The 18,906-nt window shown below is 64.5% G+C and carries 15 protein-coding genes; 4 read left to right on the forward strand and 11 right to left on the reverse strand.

Features of this window, described 5'->3' with window-relative positions; all coding sequences use genetic code 11:
- Positions 1-124: 124 nt before the first annotated feature.
- Positions 125-1,297, forward strand: a complete 1,173-nt coding sequence (locus tag AB5Y93_RS02095; RefSeq protein ID WP_368228728.1) for an MFS transporter — start codon at positions 125-127, stop codon at positions 1,295-1,297.
- A gap of 71 nt (positions 1,298-1,368) precedes the next feature.
- Here AB5Y93_RS02095 and AB5Y93_RS02100 read toward each other — a convergent pair whose 3' ends face one another.
- Positions 1,369-2,253: a LysR family transcriptional regulator gene (locus AB5Y93_RS02100; protein WP_049637266.1), complete on the reverse strand. Its 885-nt coding sequence runs from the start codon at positions 2,251-2,253 to the stop codon at positions 1,369-1,371.
- A gap of 89 nt (positions 2,254-2,342) precedes the next feature.
- Positions 2,343-3,098, reverse strand: coding sequence for a YciK family oxidoreductase (locus AB5Y93_RS02105; protein WP_368228729.1), 756 nt, complete (start codon positions 3,096-3,098; stop codon positions 2,343-2,345).
- Between the two features lie 224 nt (positions 3,099-3,322).
- Here AB5Y93_RS02105 and sohB point away from each other — a divergent pair, with 224 nt between their 5' ends.
- Positions 3,323-4,330, forward strand: coding sequence for a protease SohB (sohB, locus tag AB5Y93_RS02110; protein ID WP_368228730.1), 1,008 nt, complete (start codon positions 3,323-3,325; stop codon positions 4,328-4,330).
- Between the two features lie 165 nt (positions 4,331-4,495).
- On the opposite strand, the gene astB is transcribed toward sohB, so the two are convergent.
- Positions 4,496-5,833, reverse strand: coding sequence for an N-succinylarginine dihydrolase (astB, locus tag AB5Y93_RS02115; protein ID WP_161653753.1), 1,338 nt, complete (start codon positions 5,831-5,833; stop codon positions 4,496-4,498).
- A gap of 360 nt (positions 5,834-6,193) precedes the next feature.
- On the opposite strand from astB, the gene topA reads away from it, so the two are divergent.
- Together topA and AB5Y93_RS02125 are read left to right on the forward strand one after the other, a co-directional pair.
- Positions 6,194-8,815 carry a type I DNA topoisomerase gene (topA, locus tag AB5Y93_RS02120; RefSeq protein WP_368228731.1) on the forward strand — a complete coding sequence of 874 codons (2,622 nt, stop codon included), beginning with the start codon at positions 6,194-6,196 and terminating at the stop codon, positions 8,813-8,815.
- A 115-nt stretch (positions 8,816-8,930) separates the two neighbouring features.
- Complete coding sequence (locus tag AB5Y93_RS02125; RefSeq protein WP_164882955.1) at positions 8,931-9,101, forward strand: hypothetical protein; 171 nt, start codon at positions 8,931-8,933, stop codon at positions 9,099-9,101.
- An 83-nt stretch (positions 9,102-9,184) separates the two neighbouring features.
- Here the strand turns inward: AB5Y93_RS02125 and AB5Y93_RS02130 are convergent, their stop codons facing one another.
- From AB5Y93_RS02130 to AB5Y93_RS02165, 8 genes are all read right to left on the reverse strand, one after another.
- Positions 9,185-9,535 carry an MGMT family protein gene (locus AB5Y93_RS02130; RefSeq protein ID WP_039040524.1) on the reverse strand — a complete coding sequence of 117 codons (351 nt, stop codon included), beginning with the start codon at positions 9,533-9,535 and terminating at the stop codon, positions 9,185-9,187.
- A gap of 66 nt (positions 9,536-9,601) precedes the next feature.
- Entirely contained in the window at positions 9,602-11,155 is a 1,554-nt protein-coding gene (locus tag AB5Y93_RS02135) for a methyl-accepting chemotaxis protein (RefSeq protein WP_368228732.1), read from the reverse strand.
- Positions 11,156-11,347: 192 nt separating this feature from the next.
- Complete coding sequence (locus tag AB5Y93_RS02140) at positions 11,348-13,204, reverse strand: beta-N-acetylhexosaminidase (RefSeq protein WP_134996650.1); 1,857 nt, start codon at positions 13,202-13,204, stop codon at positions 11,348-11,350.
- A 67-nt stretch (positions 13,205-13,271) separates the two neighbouring features.
- On the reverse strand, positions 13,272-14,144 hold the full coding sequence (locus tag AB5Y93_RS02145) for a BadF/BadG/BcrA/BcrD ATPase family protein (protein WP_039040527.1): 873 nt from the start codon (positions 14,142-14,144) through the stop codon (positions 13,272-13,274).
- Positions 14,137-15,864: a glycoside hydrolase family 9 protein gene (locus AB5Y93_RS02150; protein WP_368228733.1), complete on the reverse strand. Its 1,728-nt coding sequence runs from the start codon at positions 15,862-15,864 to the stop codon at positions 14,137-14,139. Before AB5Y93_RS02150 ends, AB5Y93_RS02145 begins: the two co-directional genes overlap by 8 nt.
- Positions 15,865-15,971: 107 nt before the next feature.
- Positions 15,972-16,970, reverse strand: coding sequence for an ABC transporter ATP-binding protein (locus tag AB5Y93_RS02155; RefSeq protein WP_039040529.1), 999 nt, complete (start codon positions 16,968-16,970; stop codon positions 15,972-15,974).
- 11 nt (positions 16,971-16,981) lie between these two features.
- Entirely contained in the window at positions 16,982-18,004 is a 1,023-nt protein-coding gene (locus tag AB5Y93_RS02160; RefSeq protein WP_368228734.1) for an ABC transporter ATP-binding protein, read from the reverse strand.
- Positions 18,001-18,906: an ABC transporter permease gene (locus tag AB5Y93_RS02165; protein ID WP_010673904.1), complete on the reverse strand. Its 906-nt coding sequence runs from the start codon at positions 18,904-18,906 to the stop codon at positions 18,001-18,003. Before AB5Y93_RS02165 ends, AB5Y93_RS02160 begins: the two co-directional genes overlap by 4 nt.

Consider the following 18,906-nt stretch of genomic DNA (forward strand, 5'->3'; position numbering starts at 1 on the left):
CGGACTTGGACGCCCCCCCGCAACCCTTGAGGTGGCTGTTGATAATGGCATAAAATAGCCGCCGCCATACGCCAAGCCCGCCCGCATCTGGCTCCTTTTTTTCTTCCATATCAATGGTATCTCTATGAGTTTGCTGTCTGCTGCCCGCAAGAGGCCGGATCCCGTCTCTCTCTCGTTTCTCGCCGTGACCTTCATGACCGGGGTGGCGGTGGCGCTGCAGGTGCCGACCTTGAGCCTGTTTCTGGCCGAGGAGGTGCAGGTGCGTCCCTTCCTGGTGGGGCTCTTCTACACGGTGAACGCGGTGATCGGCATCCTCATCAGCCAGTGGCTCGGCCACCGCTCCGACAACAAGGGGGATCGCAAGCAGCTGATCCTGCGCTGCTGCTTCGCCGGCATCGTGCTCTCCCTGCTGTTTGCCTGGAACCGGCAGTACTGGTTGCTGGTGAGCCTGGGGGTGCTGCTGGCGAGCCTGACCGCCACCGCCAGCCCGCAGCTGTTCGCCCTGGCGCGGGAATACGCCGACAGCCGCAACAAACAGGCCGACATGTTCAGTTCGGTGCTGCGGGCCCAGTTCTCCCTTGCCTGGGTGATAGGGCCACCCATCGCCTTCGCGCTCGCCATCGGCTACGGCTTCGAGGTGATGTATCTGGCCTCGGCGCTGGCCTATGTCATCTGCGCCTTCGTGGTGTGGCGCTGGCTTCCCTCCCTGCCGCTGCCGGTGATAGACAGCGAGGTGGAGCGGGTGAGCAGCTGGCGGGATCCGTCGGTGCGGGCGCTCTTCATCGCCTCCACCCTGATGTGGACCTGCAACAGCATGTACCTCATCAACATGCCCCTCTACATCACCCGCGAGCTGGGGCTGGAGGAGAAGCTGGCTGGTTTGCTGATGGGCACGGCGGCGGCCCTGGAGATCCCCTTCATGCTGCTGGCGGGCTACTACACCCGGCGCTTTGGCAAGCGGCCCATGATGCTGCTGGCGGTGCTGGCCGGGGTCGGTTTCTATGGCGGTCTCGTGACCCTGTCGAGCCAGCATGCCCTCATTGCGCTGCAACTGCTCAATGCCATCTTCATCGGCATCGTGGCCGGCATCGGCATGTCCTATTTCCAGGACTTGATGCCGGGGCGCGCCGGGGTGGCGACCACGCTCTTTTCCAACAGCATCCGCACCGGCTCCATCATGGCGGGGGCTATCGCGGGAACGGTGGCGGAGCTCTGGAGCTTCCACGGGGTCTTCATGGTGGCGGCGGCCCTGGCGCTGATGGCGCTGGCCGCCTGCTGGCGGGTCCCCAACGTATAGGGGATGCAAAGGGGAGCCGATGCCCGGATGTGCCGGCACCAGTGCCCCGGTCGTGCGGGGAAGAAGCGGTCTTACCTGGGGTTGTCTCCCTGGTATTCGATGCGCAGGCAGCGCAGCAGCAGCTCGGCCGCCGGCCCCAGCGCCTCCACCGAGGGGGTGAGCAGGTAGGTGTAGAGATAGCGCTCGCTGCCGCCGGTGAGATCGAGCTGCACCAGCGAGCCCTCGGCGAGCTCCTCCTGCACCAGGTGGCGGGGCACCCAGGCGTAACCCATGCCAAGGCGCACCATGTTGAGCACCTCATGATAGTGGGTCGCCTTCCAGCCGGTGTCGTCCGCATCGTTCCAGTCCACCGAGCGGTGGATGGGGGGATGCAGGCTTATCTGGTTGTGGCTGGCCAGCACCTCGGCGGTGATGGGCTCTCCCTGCTCCGCAAGGGGGTGGCCCGCTGCGCACAGAGGAAGCAGACAGACTTCGTCCAGCGGCAGGCCGGTGCGATCCTGGGGCAGGTGCTCGGAGAGCATCAGATCTCCCGCCTGCAGCGCATTGAAGTGGCAGTGGATCCGCTCGTGCAGGTTGATGCGGCAACCTCGGCTGCGGGGATAGAAGTGGGCCAGCGCCCGGTAGAGGCGCTCCCGCGGCTGCACCACGGACACATAGAGGTTGATCTGCGGCTCCCACTGCCGCTCCAGGTTGTTGGCCAGGTTCTCCAGCTCTTCCACCTGCTGGCTGAGCTGGCGCGCCCGCTTGAGGAAGATCTCCCCCGCCGGCGTCAGCACCGCCTTGCGTCCCCGCACCTCCAGCAGGGCCACCCCCAGACTCTGTTGCAGCTTGGCAACCGCATGATTGAGGGAGGATTGGCTCTTGTTCAGCGCCTCGGCAGCCTGGGCATAACCGCCGCAGTCCACCACTGCCTGAAAGATCCGCCATTGCTCAAACGTGCTCTTGGGACGAAACATAGTGCAACCTGTCTGGGGCCGATGGGATTCAACAGGGCGCGCCTTGGCACCCCCTCTTCACTGTAATCCCATCCGGTTGATTTGTTGATTTATTTGGGCTGGGCCACGAAGGTCTTGCCGCTCTGGCCCTGACTATCACGCCCCATCAGGTAGAGATAGAGGGGCATCAGATCGGCCGGGGTCTTGAGGGTTTGCGGATCTTCCGCCGGGAAGGCGCTGGCCCGCATCCTGGTGCAGGTGCCGCCCGGGTTCAGGGTGTTGACCCGCACCCTGGTGTTCTCCAGCTCGTCCGCCAGCACCTCCATCATCCCCTCGATGGCGAACTTGGAAATGGCATAAGTGCCCCAGTAGGCGCGCCCCTTGCGGCCCACGCTGGAGGAGGTGTAGACGATGGACGCCTCGCCGTGCTCCTTGGCGGTCTTACGAATGAGGGGCAGCAGCGCCTGGGTCAGCAGGAATTCGGATTTGACGTTGACCTGCATCACCTCGTCCCACTCCTGCTCCTGAATGTGTTCGAACGGCGACAGGGTGCCGAGCAGCCCGGCGTTGAACAGCACGCCATCGAGGCGGCCGAACTGCTGGGCGAAGGTCTCCGCCATACCGCGGTAGTGGGCGGCAGTAGCCCCTTTCAAGTCCACTGGTACGATGGCGGGCAGGGGGTGACCGGCCGCTTCAATCTGGTCGTAGACCGCCTCCAGCTTGGCACTGGTACGCCCGAGCAGGATCACGGTGGCGCCGTGGGCCGCATAGGTGAGGGCCGCTTCGCGGCCGATGCCGTCACCGGCACCCGTCACCAGAATGACCTTGTCCTTGAGCAGATCACGGGGGGCCTGATAGTCGAGCATGTGGACTCCTGTTAACAATGCCTGGCGGCTTGGCGCAACGAATCGAGTGGGCAAGTGTACTGACCCGGCCCGGCAGTTGACCAGTATGAGACGGCAAAAATGTGAATAAAACAGGGCGATAGCGTCGATCCCTCCGCCCTTGGCATGGGAGATGGCAGAGTTTTTGCGCGAGGGGGGCAAACTCCTTACTATGTGAAAAAACCGGACATTGAGCGGAGCATCAAGTGGCATTTTTGACCGAATACGGCCTGTTTCTGGCCAAGACCCTCACCTTCCTGTTGGCCATCGGCGCCGTCATCCTGATGGTGGCGAGCAGCCGCCAGCCCAAATCCCGCAAGGGGGAACTGGTGGTGACGGATCTCTCCGGCGAGCTGGAGCAGGGGCGCCATCAACTGCAGGCAGCCCTGGCGGGCAAGGCCGAGCGCAAGCAGATGGAGAAGACCCGCAAGGCCGAGCACAAGACCAAAGCCAAGGGGGAGGATGAGCGCAGCCGGCTGTTCGTCATCGACTTCAACGGCAGCATGGATGCCAAGGAGGTGGCCTCCCTGCGGGAAGAGGTGAGTGCCGTGATAGGCGTGGCCCGGCCCGGGGACGAGGTGCTGCTGCGCCTCGAATCCGGCGGCGGCGTGGTGCATGGCTACGGCCTGGCCGCCTCCCAGTTGCAGCGGCTGCGGGACAAGGACATCACGCTGACCGTGGCCATCGACAAGGTGGCGGCGAGCGGTGGCTACATGATGGCCTGCGTCGCGGACAAGATCCTGGCGGCGCCGTTCGCCATCGTCGGCTCCATCGGTGTGATTGCTCAGATGCCGAACTTCAACAAGCTGCTCAAGAAGCACGACATCGAATTCGAGATGCACACCGCAGGCCAGTACAAGCGCACCATCACCATGTTCGGCGAGAACGACGATCTGGGGCGGGAGAAGTTTCGCGAGGAGCTGGGGGCCATCCACGAACAGTTCAAGGCCTTCGTGGCCGAGCACAGACCCGGTCTCGACATCGACAAGGTGACCACCGGCGAGCATTGGCTGGCGAGCCAGGCCAAGCAGCTCGGACTGGTGGATGCGCTTTGCACCAGCGATGACTACCTGCTGGCCCAGGCCAGCCATCACAAGGTGGTCGGCATCCGCTACAGCAAACCCAGGACCCTGACCCAGAAGCTTGGCAAGCAGGCGGCACTGGGGCTGGAGGCCGGCCTTGGTCGGCTGTGGCAACAAAGCCCCTGGCGCTGAGGCGTCTTGTTGAATGAAAAAAGAGAGCCGGGCATTGCCCGGCTTTTTGATGGCTTTGTTGCGGCTTGGCACCTGTCTACGAGCTGTCGCGAGAGGTCGTCAGCAAGGCAAAGAGCAGTGCAGGAGTCTTGATCACGACCTGGCAGTCAGATCGTGACCAGGTTCTCAGCGTTGGAAGGGGTAGACGGAACCCAGTTTCAGGATCTGGGTCAGCTCGTCCAGGGCGGTGCGGGTCTCCAGCACCAGGGAGGGGTCGCGCAGATCGTCCAGCGCCAGGCTGTCGCGATAGTGCTTCTCGACCCACTGATCCAGGCGGGCAAACTGGTTGTCGGTGATGAGGCAGGCCGGGTTGACCGCGGCGAGCTCGGTGTCGTTCATGGCAACCCGCAGGCGCAGACAGGCGGGGCCGCCGCCGTTTCTCATGCTCTGCTTCACGTCCATGTAGTGGACGTCCTTGATGGGGGTGCCCAGGGTCACCAGCCTGGCCAGATAGGCGGACACCGCCGGGTTGTCGCGGCATTCGGTGGGGGCGATAATCGCCATCTCGCCGGATGGCAGGGTAAGGATCTGGGTGTTGAACAGATAGGACTTCACCGCATCCTGCACCGACACCTCTGCAGTCGGCACTTCGATGAAGTGCAGTTCCCCGTCGCCGAACTTGGTACGCACCTCGGCCAGCGCCGCCTCGGTATGGAGGAACGCCTGCTGGTGGAAGAAGAGCACGTTCTGGTTGCCCACCGCGATGACGTCGTTGTGGAACACCCCCTGATCGATCACGTCCGGGTTCTGCTGGATAAAGACGGCGCTCTCATCCCCCAGGCCATGCAGGCGGGCGATGGCCTGGCTCGCTTCCAGGGTCTGGCGGGCCGGATAGCGTTTGGGGGCGGGCTGGGAGACGTCGAAGGCGCTGCGGCCATAGACGAACAGCTCGACCCCCGCTTCGCCATAGGCGCGGCACAGCCGGGTGTGGTTGGCGGCGCCTTCGTCACCGAAGTGGTCGTTCTCCGGCAGATGCTGGTGGTGATAGAAGTGGCGATCGTTGTTGAACACGGCCCGCAGGATGCGCCCGGTCACCTCGGGCTCCAGGGAGCGGTGGAACTTGTTGGTCAGGTTGGCGGGGGTGAAGTGAATGCGGCCATCCTGGGTGTCGGCGCTCGGGGAGACGGTGGCGGCGTTGGCAGTCCACATGCTGGAGGCCGAATAGCAGGCGGCCAGCACGGCGGGGGCCTGTCTGGCGGCCTGGGCCAGGACGCTGGCGTCGTTGCCGGTGAAGCCCAGGCGGCGCAAGGTCGCGAGATCCGGCCTCTCCTGGGGCGCCAGCACGCCCTGCACCATGCCGAGGTCGGTCAGCGCCTTCATCTTGCGCAGCCCCTGCTTGGCCGCTTCCTTGGGGTTGGAGGCCTCTTTGGCGTTGCTCTGGGAGGCGACGTTGCCATAGGAGAGGCCGGCATAGTTGTGGGTGGGGCCGACCAGGCCGTCGAAGTTGACCTCGAAGTGCTTCATGATCACATCCTTTCGATTTTTATATGGGGAGCGGTTCCTTCCGCGCACAAAGCTGCGGTGTGCGGCCATTATAAAGAGATTTCATCCTTTGTAACAAGCTGATAACCAGAATGGGTTTTTATGTCACAAGGGTGGCTGGATATGTCATTTCCAATCTAAAAAAGGGGGGGATATAGCATAAAAACAAAAAAGCGGTTGCTTCCCGCGCCCCGGCTTCGCATTAATAAATAAAGCAGCAGGGCGGTTCGGGCTGTCGGGCAAATTGACCCGCAAGATTGCTTTTTCCCGTCAAATCTCTTATACAGCCCCACAAAACCGCACGCCAACCCCGTCGGGTGCAATGAGGATAATAGTTACAGCATGGGCAAATCACTGGTCATCGTGGAGTCTCCGGCCAAGGCCAAGACCATCAACAAATATTTGGGCAAGGACTACGTGGTGAAATCCAGCGTAGGCCACGTGCGCGATCTGCCGACCAGCGGCAGCGCCAGCACCGAGCCCAAAAAACCTGTCATTCGCGGCATCAAGCTCAGCGAATCCGAGAAGGCGGCCAAGGATCGCAACGCCCTGTTCTCAAGGATGGGCATCAACCCGACCGCAGGCTGGCAGGCCAACTACCAGATTTTGCCCGGCAAGGAAAAAGTGGTCAGCGAGTTGCAAAGTCTGGCCGCCAAGGCCGACACCATCTATCTCGCAACCGACTTGGATAGAGAGGGGGAAGCGATCGCCTGGCACCTGCGCGAGATCATCGGTGGCGACGACAGCCGCTACAAGCGCGTGGTGTTCAACGAGATCACCAAGAGCGCCATCCAGGAGGCGTTCGCCCAGCCGTCCGAGCTGAACATTCATCGCGTCAACGCCCAGCAGGCCCGTCGTTTCCTCGACCGGGTGGTGGGCTACATGGTCTCCCCGCTCTTGTGGAAAAAGCTGGCCCGCGGCCTCTCCGCCGGTCGGGTGCAATCCGTCGCGGTGCGCCTCATCGTCGACAAGGAACGCGAGATCAAGGCGTTCGTGCCGGTGGAGTTCTGGGATCTCAACGCCGACCTGCTCACCGCCGAGAAGAGCGAGCTGCGCATGGAGGTGGTCAGCCGCAACGGTGCCGATTTCAAGCCGGTGACCCAGGCCGAGACCTTCGCCGCCGTGGCGGCCCTGGAAGGGGTCGACTACAAGGTGGTCAACCGGGAAGACAAGCCGACCGGCTCCAAGCCGTCCGCTCCCTTCATCACCTCTACCCTGCAGCAGGCCGCTTCTACTCGTCTGAGCTTCGGGGTCAAGAAGACCATGATGATGGCCCAGCGTCTCTATGAAGCGGGTTACATCACCTATATGCGTACCGACTCCACCAACCTCAGCAAAGAGGCGGTGGACGCGGTGCGGGAATACATCGGCGAGCAGTATGGTGCCGCCTACCTGCCGAGCGATCCGAACTTCTATGGCGCCAAGGCCAATGCCCAGGAGGCCCACGAGGCGATCCGCCCCTCCAGCGTCCAGGTGACTGCCGAGATGCTGGAAGGGATGGAGCCCGATGCCATGCGGCTCTATGACCTCATCTGGCGCCAGTTTGTCGCCTGTCAGATGACCCCGGCCCAGTACGACTCCTCCACCCTGACCGTCAAGGCAGGGGAGTTCGAGCTCAAGGCGCGCGGTCGCACCCTGCGCTTCGCCGGCTGGACCAAGGCCCTGCCGCCCATGGGCCGCAAGGGTGAAGACAGCCAGCTGCCGGCGGTGACCGTCGGTGAGGTGCTGAAACTGGTCAAGCTGGATCCGCGCCAGCACTTCACCAAGCCGCCCGCCCGCTTCACCGAAGCGGCCCTGGTACGCGAGCTGGAAAAGCGCGGCATCGGCCGTCCGTCCACTTACGCCTCCATCATCTCCACCATCGTCGACCGTGGGTATGTGCGGGTCGAGAGCCGCCGCTTCTTCGCCGAGAAGATGGGGGAGATCGTCACCGACCGCCTGGTGGAAAACTTCGTCGAGCTGATGAACTACGAGTTCACCGCCAAGATGGAAGACAAGCTCGACGGCATCGCCGAGGGGAGCCTGGAGTGGAAGAAGGTGCTCGACGCCTTCTACGCCGAGTTCACCCAGGAGCTGGAGCAGGCCGACAAGGCGCCGGAAGAGGGAGGCATGCGTGCCAACCAGATGGTGCTGACCGACATCGACTGCCCGGATTGTGGCCGCAAGATGGGTATCCGTACCGCCACCACCGGCGTCTTCCTCGGCTGCTCCGGCTATGCCCTGCCGCCCAAGGAGCGCTGCAAGAAGACCATCAACCTGGTCAGTGCGGACGAGTTCGTCTCCGCCACCGACGGGGACGAGGCGGAAACCGATGCTCTGCGTGCCAAGCATCGTTGCGGGATCTGCGGCACCGCCATGGACGCCTACATCATCGACGACAGCCGCAAGCTGCACGTCTGCGGTCGCAACCCGGATTGCGATGGCTACGAGGTGGAGCAGGGGCAGTTCAAGCTCAAGGGCTACGAAGGGCCGAGCATCGAGTGCGATCGCTGCGGCTCCGAGATGCAGCTCAAGAACGGCCGTTTCGGCAAATACATGGGTTGCACCAACGAGAGTTGCAAGAACACCCGCAAGATCCTGAAAAATGGCGACATTGCGCCGCCGAAAGAGGATCCGGTACCCCTGCCCGAGCTGAAATGCACCCAGTCCGACGCCCACTTCGTGCTGCGGGACGGCGCTGCAGGTCTCTTCCTGGCCGCCAGCAACTTCCCCAAATCCCGCGAGACCCGTGCGCCCCTGGTGGAGGAGCTCAAGCGCTTCCGCGATCGCCTCTCTCCCAAGCACCAGTACCTGGCGGACGCCCCGGCGTCAGATCCTGACGGAAACGCCTCCGTGGTGCGCTTCAGCCGCAAGACCAAGGAGCAGTACGTGATGACCGAGGTCAACGGCAAGGCGACCGGCTGGACAGCCCATTACGACAACGGAAAATGGCAGGAGAGCCTGCCCAAGGCGAAGAAAGCCTGATGGCGACGCCGCTCACAGCATGATGAAAGAGGCCCCTTGCGAGGGGCTTCTTTGTTGGTGGATGGCGATATACTGGAATGGCTGCATGGATGGCAGCGCAAGACAGGGAGTTGTCATGGAGATACATGAAATACGGCCGGGCATGACCTGCCTGACCCGTGAAGGGACGGCCTATGTGCTGGAGGTGGACAGACAGAGTCTGCTGGTGCTCTTGCAACGGGAGGATGAGACCATCCCGGTACAGGTGCGCAGCGATGACATTCTGGGGCCCATTGCCGGCGACTAGGGAAGAGAACGTGACGGAGGGCGACCACAGAGGCCCTCCCTTTGTTGCAAGAGCCCCCATCCCTTCGGGGCGTGCCAGCCTCGTCAGAAGGGAACCAGAAAGAGCAGCTCGGCCAGGTCGGGCTGCCACTGCCACTCCCGCATCCTGACCCGCCCGCCAATCACGGGCACCCCCTCCTCCTGCAGCAGCCCCGCTTGCTTATCAAAGCCTGCGGATCCTTTTGGCAGCGAAATGGTGCCTGCCGCCCCCAGCACCCTGTGCCAGGGCAGCACCTTGTCGGTCTCCCGCAAGACTTTTCCCACCAGTCGTGCCCGTCCGGGGAGGCCCGCGAGATCCGCCACCTGGCCGTAGCTCACCACGCGGCCGGGGGGGATCAGGGCGAGGATCGCCTCGATGCGGGCCGTCTTGTCCAGGGGGGGCGCGTTCGTTCTCATGATGATGGCTCGTCAAAAACAGCAGAAGCGCCATTGTGGCGCTTCTGTCATGGGGCTTGCAATCTGTCAGCCGAAGGTCTGGCTCAGTCCCCTGAGCTCGCGGGCCCGCCTGAGCAGCTCCTGGCTGGAGTCGTCCACCGCCTGGATCTTCTGGCTGTTGGCGCGGGAGTATTCGGAGATCTGGTGGATGTTGCGGCTGATCTCCTCCACCACCACCTGCTGCTGCTCCGCGGCGGCGGCGATCTGGGTGGAGAATTCGGTCACCTGATCGATTTCACCCAGCACCAGGTGCAGGTTGCCTGATCCCTGGCGGGTCATCTCGACGCATGCCCGGGTCTGGGCCAGGTTGTCCTGCATCATGCCCTGCCAGCGCTCCAGGGTGTGCTGGATCTGGCTGATGCTGCCCTGGATCTGCTCGGTCGCCTTGTGGGTACGGGTCGACAGGGTGCGCACCTCGTCCGCCACCACCGCAAAGCCGCGCCCCTGCTCGCCGGCACGGGCGGCTTCGATGGCGGCGTTGAGGGCCAGCAGGTTGGTCTGCTCGGCGATGCCTTGGATTTCACCCATCACGCTGCCAATGCGCTCCGACTCGCTGGCGAGCTCCACCGCGGAGTGGAAGGCCTGCTCCGCCTGGCTGGCCAGCCTGGTCATCTGCTGCTGGGTCTGATCCAGCTGTTCCACCGTGCTCTGGCAACTGCTGCGCGCCTCGCTCACCTGGCCGTTGGTGTCCTGGATGTTGCGGGCGATTTCGTGGGCGGTGCTGGCCATCTGGGTCATGGCGGCCGCCATCTGCTGGGTCTGGGCATCCTGCTCGTTGATGTCGAGGAAGGCGCGGTGTGAGGAGTCCTGCAGATCGGTTGCCAGGGCCTGAAGCGGATGAGTGGCATCGTCGACCCGCCCCAGCACGGTGCGGATCCGGGCCTGCAGCATCTTCAGGTGAAAATCGGCGATGGCACCCGGGGCATCCCCCGAATAGACCAGCCGGGTCAGGCTGTCATATTGCTGACCGAGCTGCCTGAGATAGCGGGGCAAGGCGATGAGCTCGCGCCAGTAGGCGCCCGCAATGGCGAGGGGGGGAAGCAGCATCAGCAGCGCGGTGAGGGGGCCCTGGGTGAGGGCGGCCCAGACCAGCAGCGCCAGCAGCGGCAGGCCGAGCATCAGCGGCCTGAAACGGCGCAGCGAGGGGCGGGCAGGGGTGCCCCGTTGCTCGGCCGAAAGCAGTGCCCGATAGGCCTGGGCGGCTGCCTGCTTGAGCTGGGGGTCGGGCTTGCAGCGCACCGACTGGTAGCCGCTTATCTTGCCGTGCTCGTAGATGGGGGTGACGTAGGCGTCGACCCAGTAATAGCGGCCATCCTTGCAGCGGTTTTTCACCACTCCCCGCCAGGGGTTGCCCTCCTTGAGTCGATCCCAGAGGTCGGCGAAGGCGGCCTTGGGCATGTCGGGGTGGCGAACCAGGTTGTGGTTGTGGCCGACCAGTTCATCGACCTGGTAACCGGCGATGCGGCAGAAGGCGGGGTTGGCGTAGGTAATGACGCCGCGCAGATCCGTGGTGGAGACGAGTTGCACGTCGGCGGGAAATTCCACTTCACTGTCCACGACCTGGGCGTGTTTGCGGGCCATAAGGGTAAGCTCCGATCTGTTTGCTGATTGTTATTGTGGCGGAACCGCAGGGAGGTGCATCCCCTGTCTGGTTTCATCGGGGGCCTTATTTTGCCAACAAAGGCAGATGAAAAGTAGGGGCTAGGTTGGGTTTTTGTTGTTGATGGGTAAAAAAACGGCGACCAAAAGGTCGCCGAAAAGAAAAAGATAACACTACCTCTGTGGTACCCGGTAACGCACTTGCAACTGGTCGAGGATGTGCAGCTGGCCGGGCAGACGGGCGACGAAGTGCTCCCACACCTTGCGGGCGGGAGTGCTCCAGGCCACCTCTGCCGTGGCCAGCATGCGCGGGAACAACATGTAGTCGAGACGATCGCGAGAGGTGATCAGTTCCGACCACAAGGGGCTCAGCACCCCCAGGATGTTATCGTTGGCATGGAAATCGGCCGGGGCAGGATCGCATGCATGCACCTGCGCCAGGTTGAGGGTACCCGCCCAGTAGAGTCCCGGCTCGTGGATGTCCTGACTCCAGGCGAGATCCAGATAGAGGTGCTGGGCAGGCGCCATCACCACGGGGTAACCGGATGCGGCGGCATCCAGGCCGGCCTGGAAGCTGGTCCAGGCGAAGACGGTGGCCTCCCGGCTCACCTTGTCACCGTGCAGTATCTCCTCCCACCCCAGCATCTGTTTGCCCTTGCTGGTCAGGTACTGCTGGCAGTGGCGCAGCAGGTGGCCCTGCAGCTCGCGGCAATCCTGATACCCTTGCTCGGCCATCAGCTGCTGGCAGGCGGGACTGTCGGTCCAGACGCCGGTGGGCACTTCGTCCCCCCCCATGTGAACCTGACTCCCGGGGAAGAGATCGCACACCTCGTCCATCACGGCGTCCAGGAACCGGTAGGTGCCTGGCAGGGCCGGGTTAAGCACGTTGTCGTCGAAATATTGCACCGAGAGGTAGCGGGAGCGGTCTGCCTCTTCCACCAGCAGCTCGGGCAGCGCCTTGATGGCGGCGTGACAGTGCCCCGGGATGTCTATTTCCGGAATGATGGTGATGCCAAGCCCGGCGGCGTAGGCGACCAGCTCGCGCACCTCGCTCTGGGTGTAGTAGCCGCCGTAGGGATCGGGGCCGCCGCTCAGCTGGGGCCCCACCGCCAGGCCATGGCCGCGCCAGGCTCCCACGGCGGTCAGCTGGGGGAAGGCCTTGATCTCCAGGCGCCACCCCTCGTCATCGGTCAGGTGCCAGTGGAAGCGGTTGAACTTGTAGAGGCTCATCTGCTTGAGCAGGCGCTTGAGGGTGGCGATGGAGTGGAAGTGGCGGGCACAGTCGAGGAAGATGCCGCGAAAACCGAAGCGAGGTGCATCCCGCACCGTCAGGCAGGGCAGGCTCTCTCCGTGTTGCAGCGCCCACTGGGCCAGGCTCACCAGCCCGTGGCGCCAGCCCGCCTCGCCGGCGGCCCGGATGACGATCTCCTCAGGGGTGATGGTGAGCTCATACCCCTCGGGGGGAAGTGTCGCCTCGACGAGGTGGATCTCCGCATCGTGATCCTGGGTCAGGGCCAGGCCTGTCAGCTCGTTGAAATGGGCGAGCAGGGAGGCGAGGGGAACGGGGCCGTCGACGTGGGCCCGCTCGGCCAGCCGGAAGTTGCCTTCTGTATAAATCAGGTGGGCGGGCTGGGGCACGAGGCCGTTGACGGCCTCTACCGGTGGCAGGTCGGGGCCCGGGGAGGGCGGGTTGGTCAGGCCAAGGTCTTCCCCCTCCAGCACCAGGGGTTGCAGCTGTCCCTTGCTCTCCAGGCTCAGGAAGAAACCCTTGGGCATATCGGAGTCATGCTTGAGCGGGGTGTTGCGACAACAGAAGCGCAGCTCGCTCACCCCCTCATGGGGCACCATGACCTTGTAACTGCCGCTCTGGCGCTCCAGGGAGCCCCCTTCGATCGAGTGCGGATCGATCTGGCGGGCGAGGCAGAAGTGGAGTTTCCAGGGGGCTGCTGGCAGTTGGCTCAGGGTGAAGCGAAACCAGACATCGTCACCGTCACGGTGATCGACCCGGGTGTGGATCAGGGGTGCGGACATGGGAATTCCTCTGATGGGGTGAAGGAAACGGGAGCCTGTCCCGCAGGGGTTGTCGGCCCGGCAAGGCTCAGGGGTGCAGACATGGCAGCGCCTCCGTCCTGGCAAACAGGATGGCCCCCTCCAGCGCATCGCGCTTGGGGGCGACCAGATGGAAGTGGCCCAGACGGGGGGCGAGGCGCGTGCCAATGCCGCCCAGCAGGGCGATCCGGTCTGCCCCGAGCTGGGTCATGCCCTCCAGCAGCATGCCGAGCTGGGCACAGGTCTCATCCAGCAGGGCGGTGGCGAGCTCGTCCCCGTCGCTCGCGGCATCGAACACCCAGGGGGCGAAGCGGCCATAGTCGGCCGGGATGGCGCGCGCAGCCCAGCGCACCACCTCGGCCTGATCCCGCTTGAAGTGATCCATCAGGCGCACCGCCAGGGTGCTGGGGGGCAGGATGCCGTCGTGGCAGAGCAGGGATTGCTGGATGGCGCGCAGCCCGAGCCAGGCGCCGCTGCCGAGATCCGAGACGGGGAATCCGCGACCCGAGCAAGTGCGAAGGCGTCCCTCCCGGTAGATGAGCCCCGCCGAGCCGGTGCCCGCGATCAGGATGGCCCCCTCCTGGCCGTCGAAGGCGCCGAGGCAGGCACCAAAGGCATCGGAGGTGAGCTTCACCCGCGCAAACGGGAAGGGCATGGTCAGCATGGCGTGGTAGCAGTCGGCGAGCTCGGCGGAGGCGAGTGCGAGCCCGACTCCCATCCGCTGTTCGCTCTCCCTGGGCAGCCCTGCGTCGATGCGGGCCTGATCGATGGCAGCCAGTACATGGCCGTGGGCGAGGGCGATACCCAACTCAAGATTGGAGCCGGCGGCGCGCCCCTCGCCGAGCAGCTTGCCTGCGTTGTTGCGAATGCGGGCCCGGGTGTGGGTGCCGCCGCCGTCCACCCCGACCCAGAACTCAATCATGGGGGCCTCCCTGCGCGCTTTGCCAGGTGATGGCCAGGGCGAACCAGGCGGCGTGCGGGATCCATTGCTCCCCCCAGCGCCAGTTCTGATCCAGCCGATCCTTGTACGCCTCTGGAATAAAGGCCACGTCATTTTCGTCATCGAAGCCGGCGGTGATGCCGTTGCAGATCCCCCCCTGCGCATTGGGGTAGCCGGCGGTGTATTCCGGGTTGTTGATGCCCTGACCCGCCAGCATGCAGGCGTTGAAGGGGTTTCTCCCCAGGATCCAGTCGAGCTGCTGCTTGCCGAAGGTGCGCAGCAGTGCGCTCTGCCCGGGCAGGTGCTGTGCGGCAGCAAATGCCATGGTGGCGAGCGACGCCAGCCGGGCGTTCTCCCCCTGCCACCAGTAACCGGATTCGTTGTGGTGGGGCATGAAAAAGCTCACCCGGGGCGCCTCATCGACCCCTTTCACATACTGGCGGGCGAGAGCGAAGGGATTGCCTGCCCGGGCCGCGAGGGCCAGCTCGGCGGCCAGGGCCTGCTCGGCGACGGTCCTAGCCGCCCACTGGCGCGCCGGATCCGGCTCGATGGCGAGATACTCCAGCAGCGCCAGCACCGGCAGGCCCGCCTCGGCGGCGTGGTAGTAGGGGCGAGAACCATCGTCGTTGGCGGCCCAATGGTGGCCGAGATCGGGGTGGGCGCGCTGGCGGGCGCACAGCCGGCCGGCCCGATCCCGTGCCTCGGCGAGCCACTCGGCGCCCAGCGTTCTGGTGAGCTCGACAGCCGCCAGCAGGGCGCAGTAGTCGTCGATGATGTTCTCGACCCCGTCGTCCAGGTAGGCGAGGTTGTGCTCGCGCAGGTGCAGGTAGCCGCGTCTGGCCGCTTCAGCGTACTGGCTTGTGTCAAGGTCGCCGCCGCTCGGTTCCCGGGCGGCGCGGGCCAGGGCGGCGATGGTCATGCCGCCCCCCTGGCGAAAACCTGCCTGCCAGCAGGCGGACTTGATCCCCTGCTGGGTCGAATAGGCGCATAGCTCCCGCTGCTCGGGATCCTTGCTCCACTTGTCGAACAGGGTCATGTAGAAGAAGCCGCTCTCGTCCTGCATCCGGCAGAGAAAATCCGCCCCGTGCAACCCCTCGTCATTGAGCCGTTTGCACAGGTTCACCCCGTCGATGTCACGACGTGTCGCCAGGAGTTCCCGGCACTTGAGCAGGGACCAGACCACCATGGGGGTCTGCTGGGGATTGAGGTAGTTGGCGTAGGAGAGGTGACTCAGGTACTTGCTCATGTCGCCGCTGGCGTCGAACCAGCCGCCATGTACGTCCCGGCGCTGATCGGTGCCAAAGAGGCGTGCCCTGCGGTCCGCCCGGTCGAAGGTACCGCTGGCGCGTTGTCCCTTGAAGTAGTGGATGACATCGGAGAGGCAGCGGCGCGCCAGCAGCCCCCGGCCGATGGCAAAGGGGGGGGAGCGCACCAGATGCTCCTGTGCTCCTGTGGTCACGACGGCCTCCAGCCGGTAGTGGCCGGGCTCGGTGAAGGCGGAGAAATCGGCCCGCCAGTAGTGGCGCCCCTGCCAGCCGGGGACGCATCCCGCCGCCACCAGCGGCGTCTCCAGCAAAAGGTGGTCGTCCTCCTGGCGCAGCAACCTGACGTGGCCGCGGATATCGAGGTCGGCGCCGCACTGCAGCAGGGCGCTCTTCTCCCCGTCACATTCGTAACCCACCTGGTTGATCAAAAGTTCCATCAAGGTCTTACTCCGAAGGCTCGCCCCTGGCGGGCGAGGCTCATTGCGGGGCCTTGCGGCCCCGACGCGAGGCATGGCCGGGCGACGGCGCCCGGCCGCGGGCCTGCTTACCCCTGTTCGTGTAGGTAGCAGCGCACGAAGTGGTTGTCGGCGAGCCGGGTCACCGGGGGCAGGCTCTCCTTGCAGCGGGGCATGGCCTGATGGCAGCGCCCGGCAAAGGGGCAGCCACGGGATTCCGGGGTCCAGAGCGGGATTTCCCCCTTGCGGCCTCCCTCCAGCTCGGCGTGGATGCTCTTCTCGGGATCCGGCACCGCCGAGATGAGCAACTGGGTGTAGGGGTGCTGGGGGTGGTGCAGGATCTCGTCCACCTCCCCCCACTCCACCATGTGACCCACGTACATCACCGCCAGATCTTCCGCCACGTAGCGGGCGGTGGCGATGTCGTGGGTGATGTAGAGCATGGAGACCCCGAGCTCGTTCTTCATCTGCTCCATCAGGTTGAGGATGCCGATGCGAATGGAGACGTCGAGCATGGAGGTGGGTTCGTCCGCCAGCACCACTTCCGCCTCCACCGCCAGGTTGCGGGCGATGTTGACCCGCTGGCGCTGGCCGCCGGAGAGCTGGTGCGGGTACTTGGCCGCGGTCGCCTTGGCGGGGGTCAGCCCCACCTTTTCAAGGAGGCCATAGACCATGTCGGGCAGATCCCGCTTGTCGCTCACCTTGCTGTGCAGCAGCAGGGGGCGGGCGATGTGGTGGTAGATGGTGTGGGTCGGATTCAATGAACCGAACGGATCCTGCCACACCATCTGCACGCTCTGGCGATAGTCCAGCAGGGCGGTGCCCTTGTTGAACTCCTCGAGGTCCCGGCCACGGTAGAGGATGCGGCCGTTGGAGAGCTTGTACATCTTGGCGATGATCTTGGCGATGGTGCTCTTGCCGGAGCCGGATTCCCCCACCACTGCCAGGGCGCGGCCCCGGTGCAGGTTGAAGGTGATGTCGGACAGCGCCCGCATCTTGCCGCTCTTGATGGCGTTGGAGTTGACGGCGAAGTCCTTGTAAAGGTGCTGGACCTCGATGATGGGCGCGTCGGTTTGGGCGATTTGCATGACAGACATCCTTAACAGCCAGCGGCCTTGTCCAGATGGATCGGAAGATCCGGTTGTTCCTCTGCTGCCTCATGAAGGTGGCAGGCAGCTTGTTGGCCGGGCCGGATCTCGGCCAGCCGGGTATATTCCTGGCGGCAGCGCGCGTGCACCTTGGCGCAGCGTGCCTGGAAGCGGCAGCCCACCGGCACCTCCAGCAGATTGAGTGGGCTGCCAGGGATCCCCTCCAGCACGGTCTTGGGCCCGTGCAGGGGGGGGAAGGAGTTGCCAAGGCCCCGGGTATAGGGGTGCAGGGGCGCGGTCAGGATCGCCTTGGCCGGCGCCACCTCCACCAGCTCTCCCGCGTACATGATGCCGATGCGATCGCAGAACTCGACCATGAGTGAGAGGTCGTGGGTGATGAAGAGGATGGAGAAGTTGAACTTCTCTTTCAGGGCATAGACCTTCTGCAGGATCTCCCGCTGCACCACCACATCGAGTGCCGTGGTGGGCTCGTCCATGATGAGCAGCTCAGGGTTGAGGGCCATGGCGATGGCGATCACCAGCCGCTGGCGCATGCCGCCGGAGAACTGGTGCGGGTAGTCCTTGAGCCGGCTCGGGTGGATGTCGACGATCTCCAGCAGCTCCTGGGCGCGCTTGATCGCTTCATAGCGGGTCAGCCCAGGGTTGTGGGCCAAGAGCACGTCGCAGAACTGCTCCTCCATGCGCAGCACTGGGTTGAGCGCATTCATGGCGGACTGGAACACCACGCTCGCCTGGCGCCAGCGGTAGCTGCGCAGTCGCTCGTCGTCGAAGGCGAGGATGTTCTCTCCCTTGAACAGGATCTCGCCGCCGCTGATGTAGGCGGGCGGCTTGTGCAGGCGCGCCACCGAGAAGGCGACCGTGGACTTGCCGCAGCCGGACTCGCCGGCGAGGCCGAACACCTCACCCGGCATGATGTCAAAACTGACCGAATTGACGGCGCGCACGTCGCCGCTCTCGGTGATGTAGTCGACGCAGAGCTGGCGCACCGACAGCAGGGGTTGTTGCGGCTTCATGCTGTCTTCTCCTGAGCAGTGATGGGAGTGGCAAGCTGCTTCCAGCGACGCAGGCCCTTGTGGGAACGAAGCTGCGGGTTGGCGATTTCGTCGATGGCGAAGTTGAGCATGGCGAGGCCCGCCCCCAGGGTGGCGATGGCGAAGCAGGGGGCCAGGATCTCCCACCAGGCGCCCACTAGGATGGCGCTCGAGGTCTGGGCGTTGTAGAGCATGATGCCCCAGCTCACGACGGTGGGGTCGCCAAGGCCCAGGAACTCCAGGGTCGCCTCGGTGACGATGGCGTAGATGATGGACCCGATGAAGCTCACCCCGATGATGGAGATGAGGTTCGGCAGTATCTCCACCAGGATGATGCGCCAGGCCGGCTCACCCAGCACCTCGGCGGCGATGACGAACTCTTTCTCCCGCAGGGCCAGGGTCTGGGCGCGGATGACCCGGGCGCCATAGGCCCAGGAGGTCAACCCTATGATGAGGGCGATCACCATGGGGGAGGCCTCTCCGATGAAGCTTGCCAGCACCAGCAACAGGGGGAGGTTCGGGATCACCAGCACCACGTTCATCAGGAAGGTGAGGCACTCGTCCACCACGCCGCCGAAGTAGCCGGCGGTGATGCCCACCGTGATGGCCAGGGCGCACACCAGCAGGCCTGCCCCGAAGCCCACCATCAGGGAGATGCGGGCGCCGTTGGTGAACTGGGCCCAGAGATCGTGGCCCATGCGGTTGGAACCCATCACCAGCTCCACGCTGGGGGGCTGGTGGGGGCGGGCGACCCGCTTGGTGGGTTCGTTGCTGGCGAGCAGCGGGGCGAACAGGGCCATCAGCACGAAGGTGACCACGATGGCGAGGCCGAAGGCGGCCTTCTTGTTGCCCAGCAGGATTTTCAAGATAGTCGGCATACGCAT

This window comes from Aeromonas sp. R10-1, from assembly GCF_040908465.1.
Lineage (GTDB): Bacteria > Pseudomonadota > Gammaproteobacteria > Enterobacterales > Aeromonadaceae > Aeromonas > Aeromonas caviae.

Bases quoted from the DNA above. Each gene is read 5' to 3' on its own strand.
- AB5Y93_RS02095 (WP_368228728.1), top strand. From the start codon at position 125: ATGAGTTTGCTGTCTGCTGCCCGCAAGAGGCCGGATCCCGTCTCTCTC.
- AB5Y93_RS02100 (WP_049637266.1), bottom strand. From the start codon at position 2,253: ATGTTTCGTCCCAAGAGCACGTTTGAGCAATGGCGGATCTTTCAGGCA.
- AB5Y93_RS02105 (WP_368228729.1), bottom strand. From the start codon at position 3,098: ATGCTCGACTATCAGGCCCCCCGTGATCTGCTCAAGGACAAGGTCATT.
- astB (WP_161653753.1), bottom strand. From the start codon at position 5,833: ATGAAGCACTTCGAGGTCAACTTCGACGGCCTGGTCGGCCCCACCCAC.
- topA (WP_368228731.1), top strand. From the start codon at position 6,194: ATGGGCAAATCACTGGTCATCGTGGAGTCTCCGGCCAAGGCCAAGACC.
- AB5Y93_RS02125 (WP_164882955.1), top strand. From the start codon at position 8,931: ATGGAGATACATGAAATACGGCCGGGCATGACCTGCCTGACCCGTGAA.
- AB5Y93_RS02130 (WP_039040524.1), bottom strand. From the start codon at position 9,535: ATGAGAACGAACGCGCCCCCCCTGGACAAGACGGCCCGCATCGAGGCG.
- AB5Y93_RS02135 (WP_368228732.1), bottom strand. From the start codon at position 11,155: ATGGCCCGCAAACACGCCCAGGTCGTGGACAGTGAAGTGGAATTTCCC.
- AB5Y93_RS02140 (WP_134996650.1), bottom strand. From the start codon at position 13,204: ATGTCCGCACCCCTGATCCACACCCGGGTCGATCACCGTGACGGTGAC.
- AB5Y93_RS02145 (WP_039040527.1), bottom strand. From the start codon at position 14,144: ATGATTGAGTTCTGGGTCGGGGTGGACGGCGGCGGCACCCACACCCGG.
- AB5Y93_RS02150 (WP_368228733.1), bottom strand. From the start codon at position 15,864: ATGGAACTTTTGATCAACCAGGTGGGTTACGAATGTGACGGGGAGAAG.
- AB5Y93_RS02155 (WP_039040529.1), bottom strand. From the start codon at position 16,970: ATGCAAATCGCCCAAACCGACGCGCCCATCATCGAGGTCCAGCACCTT.
- AB5Y93_RS02160 (WP_368228734.1), bottom strand. From the start codon at position 18,004: ATGAAGCCGCAACAACCCCTGCTGTCGGTGCGCCAGCTCTGCGTCGAC.
- AB5Y93_RS02165 (WP_010673904.1), bottom strand. From the start codon at position 18,906: ATGCGTATGCCGACTATCTTGAAAATCCTGCTGGGCAACAAGAAGGCC.